Origin of the sequence: Bacillus cereus group sp. MYBKT14-1 (assembly GCF_051915185.1) — a bacterium.
Lineage (GTDB): Bacteria > Bacillota > Bacilli > Bacillales > Bacillaceae_G > Bacillus_A > Bacillus_A cereus.
On sequence record NZ_JBQAEF010000018.1, the window covers coordinates 62,463 to 75,198 of the forward strand.

Sequence of the window (12,736 nt, forward strand, 5' to 3'; positions counted from 1 at the left end):
TCTGATTTATTGTAGATATAAAATTGGATATTTTACTACACATAAAGAATACTTAATGTGTAGTGTGGAGATTCTACTATAGGTAGAAGAGGGTTTATATAGAAATGCATAAAAAAAGACTCCATTTTACATGAAGTCCTTCTAGTTTTGTATTTATAAATAGATTAGTAAAAAAAGGGCGGAATAAACCAAACACGAATAGCCCTCCACTTTCGATTTTTTCAAAAATAGAGAGCTTGTTGCTATTATTTTATTTCCATTGCGGTTAGCACCTGATCTGGAGCTGTTATTGTTACACCGGCACGTACTAAACGTTCGAAGGTACGCATAAATTCTAGTAAATTAAACTGCTTTGGTAGCTCAATCACACGAAGTTTTTCTTGTGGCAGCTTATCAATTGCCTCGATAAACCATTCACGTACATCACTTGGAATCGTGCGTTCTTTATGGCCACGAACTTTTAGTTTTTCACGCATTTCAATTTCTAAAGCGATATATGCATGGAGATTAACGCCCTGATCATATGCATATTTTCTAAATAACGTTTCTTCCTGGTATTTTAAATAATTAAGGTGATAAGATTCTTCCGTTATTGGTACCGCAAACTTCTGCTTCAGTAGTGCATGTACATTTCTAAACATCTTCTTAATGTTATGAAGAGAGTACATAGAATAATGTAGACCAAAATTAAAGACAGCTTGCTCACGGTCACTATTTCTCTCTTTTGGTATATGCTGCGCAATAAGAGGATAGATACCTTCTTTCGCTGCTGTATCAAGAATTTGATATTGAGATGTCTGATGCAATAGTTTCTTCAATGTATATACAATTTTCGTTGGATATCCTTCTTTTCGATCAACCATGTCACGTAGTCCGTGAATTACACTGCGAATTTGACGATGACAAGTATGCTTTAAGACATGAATGAATTTATTCATGTCTGCAGACAATTCACCGATATTCATCTCTTGTAGGACTGCTTCGATAAATTTCGCTTTTCGAGCATAGGTAGCTTTTGGTGTAAATGGATCCCTATGTTGTTCTTCTCCAGCTTCTTTCGAACATAAGAAGTCTGAATGGATAGACAGATATAATGTCGTATATCGTTTTGTATGCTTTACACCTTTTTGCATTTTGCAAATTTTGAATAGGGGATTCCCCGTACATGGTAATGCAGTTGTTAATTCCTCGATAACCGCACGGATCTGATGCGGATATTTTTTATGTAAGAAACGATACATCCCACCGAAGTGAGTTTTGTTTCCTCTTTCGTCCTGCTTGTCCAAAGAACGCTTTAATGTTGTTTCCGTATGTTGTTGCATTGCGATGTCTAAGAATAATTTCTTAGCTGCTACAGATAGTTTAAAGAAAGCCTTTGTAAATACAACAGGACTAATATATACGTATGGATTTGCTTTTTCTGTTTCCTCGTTCATAAAATGAGTCAATTTGATTGTATATCGGCCATCTAAGCCATTTTCAATAGAGATAATGTTATGTAAGCTTAACTTTTTCAAAGCGATATAGAATTGAGAATGTTGGATATAAGCAAATTCTTCTTTATATTGCTTGTAATCTTCCCACATCATATGTATTGTTACATTTGGAATGACACCATTAGTAAAGCATTTCTTATGCAGATATAAGAAAACTTCGAGATCAGCATTCGTAAGGCCGTATAATTTATGCTTCCTTCCCGCTTTTTCTGCAAGTGTAGACATTGCTCGACGTGAAAAAGATGGTTTGGCTTTTTCGACAAATCCGTCCACATCAGCAATACGATCTTCGTATGTCATGTGCTGCAGAATTTCTTCCAAATATGTATCTTTATAACTGTAGTATTTCTCCTCAAATGCTTCCACAAGCTTTTGCCAAGATTTGAGTGTTACTAAAACTGCGTTTGTTGTTTCCCCATTTAAGCTACGTTGATTACGTATCACAAATGATTTCCCCATCTTTTTCACCTCCGTTCTACAAATTCAGAAATATATGCCAAAATACTATAAAATATACCAATTTTGATTATAGCAAATCGAATTTTGTAAAAATGCGCCCTTTAAGAGAGAATTTCAAAAAAGGCAACACCTCATGGGCCTTAGAGCGACAAGGGATAGAAAAAAATTTTAAATTTTTTTTTGGTACGCGACTTGGGAAGGAATGTTGCTCTTTTCTTGTATGATGCTATTTAATGAGAAAAGGAGAAATCCTTTAATATCAATACTTTATTGATAGTTCAATTGTTTTTTGGTACGCAACTTGGGAAAGATGTTGCTTCTTTTTCAGGAAAATGGGTACGCGACTTGGGAAAGAATTTTTGTGTAATATATAAATTGCTTGTGATTTAACATCTTAAATCACCTGATATAACAGCATTTATGGCTGATTTCACTAATAAGATAGGTACGCGACTTGGGAAAAATGTTGCTTCTTTAGAAAAATAAGTACGCAAGATGGGAAGAATGTTGCTTCTTTTTTACATGAAATTAAATAATTTAAATGTTTGGTGTTGCTTCTTTAGAGAAATAAGTACGCAACACGAGAAAAATGTTGCTTATTCTAGTGAAATAGTACGTAAGTTGAGAATGATGTTGCTTGTTTTGAACTAAGGGTACGCAAGATGGGAATGATGTTGCATGTTTTACAGGAAAGGTACGCAAGATGAAAAAGGTGTTGCATGTTTTACTTCCATTTAGTGAAAAGGGCTTACAAACTAATAAAAACTAAGTGTATTGTTGCTATTACAAATACGAAAGTTAATTCTTGAATATTAGTTTCCATTAGGACTAATTATTTTTAAATCCTTTCATGTTAATTATATAGTTTGAATATTAAATTAAATATTTATAAATAAATTAAAATGTTAGAAAATACAGATATTATGGTATTCTTATTTATGTAATATTCATTCCAAAAAAGGGGGATTTTTCATGTTTAAGAAAGTAATAATTGGAACATTAGCAACTGGAATTATGTTATCTGGTGCTGGAGGAGTATTTGCGGAAACACCTACTGATACAGGTGTAAAATTAAAAACAATTGATAATAAAAAAAGTTTTGTTAAGAAAAAAGAAACCCAAGACTTTCCTGGTTACAAATCAAAAGGGGAAATACCCACTGTAAAAGAGTGGAATGGAGTGACTTGGTATTTAAAAGGAGCAACTGAAGTAAGTAAAAATTCATGGACAGGACATTATGAAGGGTGGCGAACAAGTAATAATTAAGAAACTTTAATTTATTACTCAAAACATTCTATTTTTTAAGCATCCATGTATGTCCGCAATTCATACAACCATTGACAATATTTTTTCTACCAATAAATCCACTGAATAAAGTTATTGGTGCCCATAGGAGCATAATAAATCCAGCTATAAGTGGAGCTAACATAAGAAACAGAATTAAAAACACGTTTATTACCAACTAATTGATCCGATTTACATTTCCTACAAACAATCCGTCGTCTTGTTATCTTTTCTTTTTGTACTGTCATGTTCAATCATCCTTATAAACTTTAAATTCAAATAAACTAATTATACGATGTATTAATTACAATAAGATCCAAATATTATTAAAACAAGCAAAATAACCCTAGACATAGGTCCTTTTGCTTGTTTTTCAATGTAAACTTTTTATTATTAGTTTATATTCAAATCCCCATATTTCCTTTGAAAGAGAAACCGAGGCTATAAAAGCACTAAATAAAACCGTCACATACAAAATAATTAATGGTTGTATTTCTATGTATGCTATCTTTTTACGACATTAAAATATATTAGAATTAACATAGTATGAATGATTAGTAGCAATTGATATAATTGTATTAGAAGCAATTAGGAGGATTATTAGTGGAGAAGTTAAAAATACTATTTCAAAACACCTTATATATAGCTTACCCTCTTTTAACTGGAGTTGAGGGAAGTGAAAAGGTTTTAAATAAATGGCAACAATTCTATCAAGATGTAGAAAGAGATCTACAGGAAATTTACAACTCAACTTATTCATCACAGACTTTCGAAAGGCTAGTAAAATGGGTTTCTAAAAAGGAATCTTTAGGATTATCAGCGATAGACATTCTTCCAAAACTAGAAAATCATAGGGAAGAAATTTTTGAATGTCTAAGAGATGACATATATATGGAGTTTGGAATTAAACTGCCTTTTATCGCAAAAGAATTACCTTTATATTCAGAGGCTAAGAGTGATTATATAGAACGAAGTAATGCAGGGTTTATGTACCATTTATCAGACACTATTGCTAAGAATAAGTTTACAGATGACCAAGATAAGAATGTACGGATTGCTCAATTACAGGATAAACAAAATAGTCTAGTGGTAGTATCGTCACACGATGATGGTGATATGAAATTACAAAGGGAAGAATTAAAAAGATGGAATACACTGATTGATTCTACTTTTTTAACAAGGGTAATGGATGATTTGACGGCGGACTGCCTCGACATTGTAACTGAACTTTGGGTAAAGAGTGCGGAAAATGATAAGACTATTGTACCTGTACATTACGAACAAATATTAGATATGTGTAATATGAAACAAATCAAAAATGGTAAGGCTTATTATCGAAAAGAAGACAGATTAAAGATTATGGAGCGATTAGCTGCTCTTGCTAGTATTTTTATTTATGTCAATGAAGATAATGAGATCGTGATATTAAATGAAGAAGATCCAAATGAAAGCCTAGCTTATAAAAAGCAAAGAATTCGAAGGTTATTTGTAATGGATGAAATTATCATTGCAAAAGATATTGATACGGATAAAACATTAGGAATAGAGAGTATGAACGTTACACCAGGAAGCTTTTTATCAAAATATCTCTATGGCTCTGAAAAGCTAACAGGTTTATTATCAAAAAAAGCCCTAGAGTATAACAGCAAGCAACAGAGATATCACAAAAGATTAACCAGATATCTAAGTTGGCGTTGGCGCATTCAACAATCCTATCAACATTTAACACATTCTTATAGTATTGGTGGTCCTAAAGGGTTATTACAAGTAATGGAGATAAGTACGAATAGAAAACCAAGTCTAATAAGACAAGTTTTTGAAAAGACATTAGATGATCTTATGAGGGACCAAGTAATTCAAGAGTGGAAATACTCTCCCGAAATTGATGAAGAAAAATGTAAGGGGAAAAACTGGTTTGAAAACTACTGGTTAAAATTGAAAGTAATAATTTCTCCTACAAATGAACTTGTTAAATTACAACAAGAGTTGATTACTAAGAAAAGTAAGCAGCACGCACCATTGATCATTGAGATGGAAGAAAAGCCACCGGTAATTGAAGAGCAGCCAATAAGTATAGTAAATCAAGAAACCCCTAATAGTATTGAGTTTTATATTGAAAAGATGAACACGTATAAAGAGAAGAATAATAAAAGTATTCGTGAGTTAGCGAAAGAAATAGATATTTCGTATTCAACACTTTCAAGGATGTTATCCGGTAAAAGAAAACGATTAAATGATGATACGAAAAATAAGCTAGATAAGTGGATAGAAAGACAGGTAGTAGTTAATCTGCTGTAAACAATGATTTAAAAATAAATATATATAAACAAAAGGACTTAATCAAAGTAATGATTGATATTATTCTCTTTAGGTAGTGTAAAAAAGACAATCAGGTAAAATGAACATGCGAACAGAAAAAGGGGTTAAGAAAGGATACGGACTATGTGGAAGACTTTTATCAGTAATGTTTCAACAGATTTTCAATTTAAAGTTCCTGCAACTAAAGATGAAATATCCCAAATCAAAGAAAGACTTAATGTTGAATTACCTAATGACTTATCCAGTCTATTAAATGAAACAAATGGAGTGTTGGATGAATACGATTGTCTTTTCATTTGGTCAATTGAACAAATTCTTAAAGAGAACCTGAATTTACGAAGTTTTAACGATTTTAAAGATTTGTATATGCCTTTTAATTGTCTGTTGTTTTTTGCAGATGGAGGAAATGGTGACTTATTTGGGTATGCAATATTAAATGGAGTCATACAAAAAGATGATGTATATGTTTGGAATCATGAAAACGATAGCAGAACGTGGGTTGCCCCATCATTAAAAACATTTATTGAATGGTGGAATAATGGTACTATTACTGTTTAATTGCACTTTCTAATTAAGTTAACGGGGGCTTTTATTTAATAGCAGATAAAAGAGAACACATATTGTATATGACTAATATGTGTTCTCTTTTATTTTTAAAGCTTTTTATAATTTATGTCTTGATAACGTTTTGGAAAACTTATGGTTCTTTTTGTTTGCGGCAAAGTTATGCCCCTGGATTTGAAGAATATTTTTAATGTCGTTTTTTAAATAAAATGACATTGCTTATAAAAGAGGCGTAATGTTTTGAATAAAGTCTCGATGTTTTGTCCCTTAGGATCTGTTTATCTAAAGGGATATTTTTATAGTTCCAAAAAAATCTGAACGGAAAGGCCAATTAAGGAATTGTGAAGTAGCAATAAAGTTATTTCATTTTTAGTATGAGTTCTTTCTTAGGAAGACCTTCGTCACTATATTATTTAGATTAATTTGGTTGTATTCTCCAGTTCGAACAAATTTAAAAAAATAGTTGTAATTCATCTTGAATTGAAAGATAGATAAAAAACATCTTATTTTCTAGTTAAATTTTAGAAATGATAACTTTTTACACTTTTGGAGTAAAAACTCTTAAGTTTATAGGGATGTACGGTGACTGCCTTGTATGTTATTCAAGGATTGTACTTTATATAAGTATGCAATTGTACATATTCATATAAAGTACATAATACATAAAATCCCATAAAGTTATACCAAAAACATTTTTCATATGGACTTTATTAAGATTCAGTAATACCAACAAATTTTATCTTTGATTATAGCAGTGAAATGTTATCAATTCCTGAAGTGATACTATTATGAAAACTTTTTTAATATAATTAGGAAAAAACAAAAGATTTAATGTCAGAATAATCAAACATAATATATATGATTTTCTAGTTTACTTATGAAAAATATAGATTGGGATTATGTCGCCCCACCATCCGTTAATAACAGTGGAAAGTCGAACCTTCAACTAGCTTTAGATGGTGGGGTACCTTTTACAAAAGATAACCATAAAATTGAGTTACATCATTTAACGCAAAAAGAACCTGGAGCAATGGTTGAAATACCAGCCAATAAACATGATGAATTTACTAAAGCATTACATGGTTTAGTAAATTCAGGAGAAAGTTTTAGAAACGACAAAGAGCTATATAAACAGTATAATAATTTTAGAAATAACTATTGGAAAATGAGAGCGCGAGAACATTTAGAAGGGAAATAAAAAGATGAATGACAAGATTATTTCAATTATTACCACATATGAAAAAGATGGCGATTTTATGGGAGGGGTAAATGAAGGTACAATTCGAGAAGCAGCACAAATGCTAAACATTAATTTCCCAAACAGTTATCATTGGTTTTTAAAACAGTATGGTAGCGGCGGACTGGATGGTATGGATATCCATGGTTGTGAGACAACAGCTGCGGATTCTTCCGTTGTTTACCACACCAAGTTATATAGAGAAACATATAACCTTCCTGAACAATACATTGTTTTAAATGATATCGATGGTACTGTGACATGTTTAGATACCAATCAAATGAAAGATGGCGAGTGCCCTGTTGTCTTTTGGAGTCGTTTTTCAAAGGAACTGTATGCCATTACTTATGAAAACTTTAGCGACTATTTATTAGATTCTTTACAAGAATCTGTAGATAATTTGTATGATGAGGATTAATTGATTATAGAATACTCAGAATCATATTTTATGTAATAATATATATTTATAGCTTTCATATGATTTTATTGTTTTGATTTACAAAAAAAAAGCCGATTATAAACTTAGAGGAAACGACTTTTTTTCTATGAAAATTTGCTTAGCGTACGAAATACGCTTTTTGTCGTTTTATCATTTTTAATCTTTTTAAGTTACATTTATTTGTTATAATCCTTATACTTTTAAGGTCTATTTAAACAACATTACACTTCACTTCAAATATTGATAATATCTTTTTAAAGATATCTTCGTTTTAAACCCCACACTGCTTACCAACTCATCTTCATTTAATCCTTGCTTAATAAGACGGAGAATAAAAGTGTTTCTCATCTGCTGTGCAGAGATACGCCTATTTAACTCCGCACGTTTCACTTCAAGTCGTATCATCTTTTGTATAGCAACTTCAGACAAAGCCTTTGGTGCATCCTTTTCGTAAACCCATCGATACGTACCTCGATTAAAATCAAATGCCACAAATAGGGGGGATCTGTGTGTTGTCGAGGCCTTACGGGTTCCGGAATAGTCGTATAATACTTGTAAAGCTGCTGCGTATCTTCCATAGTTAAAGAGACAGACCTAGTTGTTCCATTTTCCCCAGGTACCATTAAGATATTTCCAGCAAACTTAATATGGCTCATATTAAGCGATACAAGCTCTTGCAAGGACAACCCATAGTTTACTACTAAATTTATAATACAAACGTTTCTATCCATAATAAGAGGGCGATATTTAGCTTGTCTTCTAACTCAGAGAAATACGTCTGATAGTCCGCTTCAGAAAATTCACTCCATGATTTGATATGTAGAAGTTTCTCATTTGCTCTTAGCCACTTATAAAAATCTTTAATATCATAAGCATAACGTTTAATCGTGGATTGTTTCCGTCCTTTTTCTGTTAAATAAGCAGAAAAGGCTGCTAATGTTTCTTCTAAATTAATGTTTTCGCTCATTATAATCACCTAACTTCTTAGAAATTATTATAACAGAAAATAAGTGAAAGACCTGCTACCGCCCTTTGCTACGCACGGTTGCTGGCATCTTCAAAACGCAAACGGACAAACAACCCTTTGCGTTTTGGAGATGTTGATTATTGTCTATAAAGGAAAATAAATAGGGTTATCATAATACTCCAAAAAGGAACTACAAAAACTAATCCCCAAAAAATCCCTTTAAAAAATCTAATCTCGTTATAGGTATTCATTTCTAGGTAAGTCGAATCTTTTAATACAGCCATGCTCAATCCTCCCAATATAAATTGTTTATTAAAATGAAAAAAGGACAAACCTCGCCCTGGTAGGGATACGTAGGTTTGTCCTTTTGTATGTGGGTAATGATATGTTTAAATGATATTATTATAACGTAATTTACAAATATTTCTAATTAGGTCGGACATCTTATTAACAAGAATACTAGCTGTATTAAAAATCTATTATAAATATATATCTTATATATTAAAAAGAAATAAAGATAAAACTATTATAGGTTATCAAAAATAGGAGAAAGATCTACTCCCACAAGGGAAAATTTGATGTTGGAACGTAAAAAATCATAAATAGTAGAAAATGTATCCGGAAATTCAATAATTATTAGACTATCAATTCTACAAAAAAGCATAAAGGGAATCACATATTTCTACATGAAATCGGAAAGGAATTGATGCAAATCACTTTATATTTATCCAACTGTGGAAATAGGCTTTATTTTCTTTATTTTGTTAAATACAGCAGTATCTAGCGTTCAATTACCCACATTTTATCCAGATTAGGCTGCTATTTGCTAACATAACTCAGTATTTACACATAACTCACATTATTATTGATGATTTTTATTAGATAAATACAACAACATTAGTAATTACAATGGTTTTAGAAAGACTATATTCACAATGAACCATATCTGTCCGCATATCCACTATTTTTATAATTTTCCTTTTGATTTTTTGTAGGTATTATGAGATAGGTTTTAATACATTAGAAGAATACTCCCTAGTATTATGTGGAGAGTTATATATTGCTAGAATTGAATTTGTATAGAAGTGCATAAAAAATGACTCCATTTTATATGAAGTCATTTCGATTTGGTATTTATAAGTAGAGTAGCAGAAATGGATTACTAATTATACAAACACGAATAGCCCTCTACTTTCGATTTTTTCAAAAATAGAGAGCTCATTACTATTATTTTATTTCCATTGCGGTTAACACCTGATCTGGAGCTGTTATTGTTATTCCAGCACGTACTAAACGTTCGAAGGTACGCATAAACTCTAGTAAATTAAACTGCTTTGGTAGTTCAATAACACGGAGTTTTTCTTGTGGCAGCTTATCAATTGCCTCGATAAACCATTCACGTACATCACTTGGAATCGTGCGTTCTTTATGGCCACGAACTTTTAGTTTTTCACGCATTTCAATTTCTAAAGCGATATATGCATGGAGATTAACGCCCTGATCATATGCATATTTTCTAAATAACGTTTCTTCCTGGTATTTTAGATAATTACGGTGATAAGACTCTTCCGTCACTGGTACCGCAAACTTCTGCTTCAGTAGTGCATGTACATTTCTAAACATCTTCTTAATGTTATGAAGAGAATACATAGAATAATGTAGACCGAAATTAAAGACAGCTTGCTCACGGTCACTATTTCTCTCTTTTGGTATATGCTGCGCAATAAGAGGGTAGATACCTTCTTTTGCCGCTGTATCGAGAATTTGATATTGAGATGTTTGATGCAATAGTTTCTTCAATGTATATACAATTTTTGTTGGATATCCTTCTTTTCGATCAACCATGTCACGTAGTCCGCGGATTACACTGCGAATTTGACGATGACAAGTATGCTTTAATACATGAATGAATTTATTCATGTCTGCAGACAATTCACCGATATTCATCTCTTGTAGGACTGCTTCGATAAATTTCGCTTTTCGAGCATAGGTAGCTTTTGGTGTAAATGGATCCCTATGTTGTTCTTCTCCAGCTTCTTTCGAACATAAGAAGTCTGAATGGATAGATAGATATAGTGTTGTATATCGTTTTGTATGCTTTACACCTTTTTGCATTTTGCAAATTTTGAATAGGGGATTCCCCGTACATGGTAATGCAGTTGTTAATTCCTCGATAACTGCACGAATCTGATGCGGATATTTTTTATGTAAGAAACGATACATCCCACCGAAGTGAGTTTTGTTTCCTCTTTCGTCCTGCTTGTCCAAAGAACGCTTTAATGTTGTTTCCGTATGTTGTTGCATCGCAATGTCTAAGAATAATTTCTTAGCTGCTACAGATAGTTTAAAGAAAGCCTTTGTAAATACAACAGGACTAATATATACGTATGGATTTGCTTTTTCTGTTTCCTCGTTCATAAAATGAGTCAATTTGATTGTATATCGGCCATCTAAGCCATTTTCAATAGAGATAATGTTATGTAAGCTTAACTTTTTCAAAGCGATATAGAATTGAGAATGTTGGATGTAAGCAAATTCTTCTTTATATTGCTTGTAATCTTCCCACATCATATGTATTGTTACATTTGGAATGACACCATTAGTAAAGCATTTCTTATGCAGATATAAGAAAACTTCTAGATCAGCATTTGTAATGCCGTATAATTTATGCTTCCTTCCCGCTTTTTCTGCAAGTGTAGACATTGCGCGACGTGAAAAAGATGGTTTAGCTTTTTCAACAAAGCCTTCTACGTCAGCAATGCGATCTTCGTATGTCATGTGCTGTAGAATATCTTCTAAATAAGTATCTTTATAACTGTAGTATTTCTCCTCAAATGCTTCCACAAGCTTTTGCCAAGATTTGAGTGTTACTAAAACTGCGTTTGTTGTTTCCCCATTTAAGCTACGTTGATTACGTATCACAAATGATTTCCCCATCTTTTTCACCTCCGTTCTACAAATTCAGAAATATATGCCAAAATACTATAAAATATACCAATTTTGATTATAGCAAATCGAAAATTGATGAAAGGTGCTCCTTTAAGAAGAAAAATAGCAACTTGCAACACCTTATAAAGCTAGTTGTATCAAGGGATAAGAGAATTTCATGAATTTTTTTTGTGTTAAGGATACCGCAAACGTGTTGCAAGTTGTGTGGTATGTATAAAAGTAAGTGAAAAAGCACCTAAACCATTGGTATATAAAGGATTAGAGTGAAAATGGTAGAGAAGTTAGGGAAAGGATACCGCAAACATGTTGCAAGTTAGTGAATGCAATCATTAAAAATAAATTGTAATAATTAGCCTTGATATAAAAGGACTTGTTGGCATTTATAGAATGAAAGTAGGGAAAGGATGCCGCAAACAGTGTTGCATCTTGTGAGAAAAATAAGGGTATGCATACCGCAAACGTGTTGCAAGTTGGGTAATATGTATAAAAATAAATAGAAAAGTATCTAAACCCTTGTTATATAAGGGATTACAGTGAAAATGGTAGAGAAGTTAGGGAAAGGATACCGCAAACATGTTGCATCTTATGTATGTAACTTACTCAAAATATGAGATAAATAGCTGAAAAACTTTAAAATGACATGATTTTTTTAAAAATTATTTGGTTGAGAAATAAATTATACTGTTGCAAGTTGAAAGAAATAGGGAAAGGATACCGCAAACATGTTGCGAGTTGATTGAAAATAGGGAAAAGAAAGAGCAACCGTGTTGCAAGTTGAAGAATTAAGGCAAACAAAGCGCAAAAGAAGTGTAGGTAAGGGGAAATAGGGAAAAGAAAGAGCAACCGTGTTGCAAGTTGAAGAATTAAGGAAAGCAAGGCGCAAAAGAAATGTAAGTAAGGGGAAATAGGGAAAAGAAAGAGCAGCATGCTGCTCTTTCTTTTCCCTATTTCCCCTTACTTACACTTCTTTTGCGCTTTGTTTGCCTTATATTTCTCAACTTGCAACATGCTGCTCTTTCTTT

The 12,736-nt window shown here is 32.2% G+C and carries 8 protein-coding genes and 1 pseudogene; 5 read left to right on the top strand and 4 right to left on the bottom strand.

Annotation, left to right across the window (positions count from 1 at the left end; genetic code table 11):
* Positions 1 to 245: 245 nt before the first annotated feature.
* Positions 246 to 1,955 (bottom strand): hypothetical protein, encoded by a 1,710-nt coding sequence (locus ACTFO4_RS26310; protein ID WP_440014197.1) that lies wholly within the window; start codon positions 1,953 to 1,955, stop codon positions 246 to 248.
* Between the two features lie 972 nt (positions 1,956 to 2,927).
* Here ACTFO4_RS26310 and ACTFO4_RS26315 point away from each other — a divergent pair.
* The 5 genes from ACTFO4_RS26315 to ACTFO4_RS26335 all read left to right on the top strand — a co-directional run bounded on the left by ACTFO4_RS26315 (position 2,928) and on the right by ACTFO4_RS26335 (position 7,777).
* A complete protein-coding gene (locus ACTFO4_RS26315) occupies positions 2,928 to 3,221 on the top strand; it encodes an LCI fold-containing protein (RefSeq protein WP_000475233.1) in 294 nt (97 codons plus the stop codon).
* Between the two features lie 621 nt (positions 3,222 to 3,842).
* Complete coding sequence (locus ACTFO4_RS26320) at positions 3,843 to 5,537, top strand: helix-turn-helix domain-containing protein (protein ID WP_272514483.1); 1,695 nt, start codon at positions 3,843 to 3,845, stop codon at positions 5,535 to 5,537.
* Between the two features lie 144 nt (positions 5,538 to 5,681).
* A complete protein-coding gene (locus ACTFO4_RS26325) occupies positions 5,682 to 6,116 on the top strand; it encodes an SMI1/KNR4 family protein (protein ID WP_272763589.1) in 435 nt (144 codons plus the stop codon).
* Positions 6,117 to 6,999: 883 nt separating this feature from the next.
* Positions 7,000 to 7,320 carry an HNH/ENDO VII family nuclease gene (locus tag ACTFO4_RS26330; protein ID WP_440014199.1) on the top strand — a complete coding sequence of 107 codons (321 nt, stop codon included), beginning with the start codon at positions 7,000 to 7,002 and terminating at the stop codon, positions 7,318 to 7,320.
* A gap of 4 nt (positions 7,321 to 7,324) precedes the next feature.
* Positions 7,325 to 7,777, top strand: a complete 453-nt coding sequence (locus ACTFO4_RS26335) for an SMI1/KNR4 family protein (protein ID WP_000998211.1) — start codon at positions 7,325 to 7,327, stop codon at positions 7,775 to 7,777.
* A 249-nt stretch (positions 7,778 to 8,026) separates the two neighbouring features.
* On the opposite strand, the pseudogene ACTFO4_RS26340 reads toward ACTFO4_RS26335, so the two are convergent.
* From ACTFO4_RS26340 to ACTFO4_RS26350, 3 genes and pseudogenes are all read right to left on the bottom strand, one after another.
* A pseudogene (locus ACTFO4_RS26340) lies at positions 8,027 to 8,765 on the bottom strand (tyrosine-type recombinase/integrase).
* A gap of 137 nt (positions 8,766 to 8,902) precedes the next feature.
* Positions 8,903 to 9,049: a hypothetical protein gene (locus tag ACTFO4_RS26345; protein WP_000279639.1), complete on the bottom strand. Its 147-nt coding sequence runs from the start codon at positions 9,047 to 9,049 to the stop codon at positions 8,903 to 8,905.
* A 943-nt stretch (positions 9,050 to 9,992) separates the two neighbouring features.
* Positions 9,993 to 11,702, bottom strand: coding sequence for a hypothetical protein (locus ACTFO4_RS26350; RefSeq protein ID WP_440014202.1), 1,710 nt, complete (start codon positions 11,700 to 11,702; stop codon positions 9,993 to 9,995).
* Between the last annotated feature and the right edge of the window lie 1,034 nt (positions 11,703 to 12,736).

Bases quoted from the DNA above. Each gene is read 5' to 3' on its own strand.
- ACTFO4_RS26310 (WP_440014197.1), bottom strand. From the start codon at position 1,955: ATGGGGAAATCATTTGTGATACGTAATCAACGTAGCTTAAATGGGGAA.
- ACTFO4_RS26315 (WP_000475233.1), top strand. From the start codon at position 2,928: ATGTTTAAGAAAGTAATAATTGGAACATTAGCAACTGGAATTATGTTA.
- ACTFO4_RS26325 (WP_272763589.1), top strand. From the start codon at position 5,682: ATGTGGAAGACTTTTATCAGTAATGTTTCAACAGATTTTCAATTTAAA.
- ACTFO4_RS26330 (WP_440014199.1), top strand. From the start codon at position 7,000: ATGAAAAATATAGATTGGGATTATGTCGCCCCACCATCCGTTAATAAC.
- ACTFO4_RS26335 (WP_000998211.1), top strand. From the start codon at position 7,325: ATGAATGACAAGATTATTTCAATTATTACCACATATGAAAAAGATGGC.
- ACTFO4_RS26345 (WP_000279639.1), bottom strand. From the start codon at position 9,049: ATGGCTGTATTAAAAGATTCGACTTACCTAGAAATGAATACCTATAAC.
- ACTFO4_RS26350 (WP_440014202.1), bottom strand. From the start codon at position 11,702: ATGGGGAAATCATTTGTGATACGTAATCAACGTAGCTTAAATGGGGAA.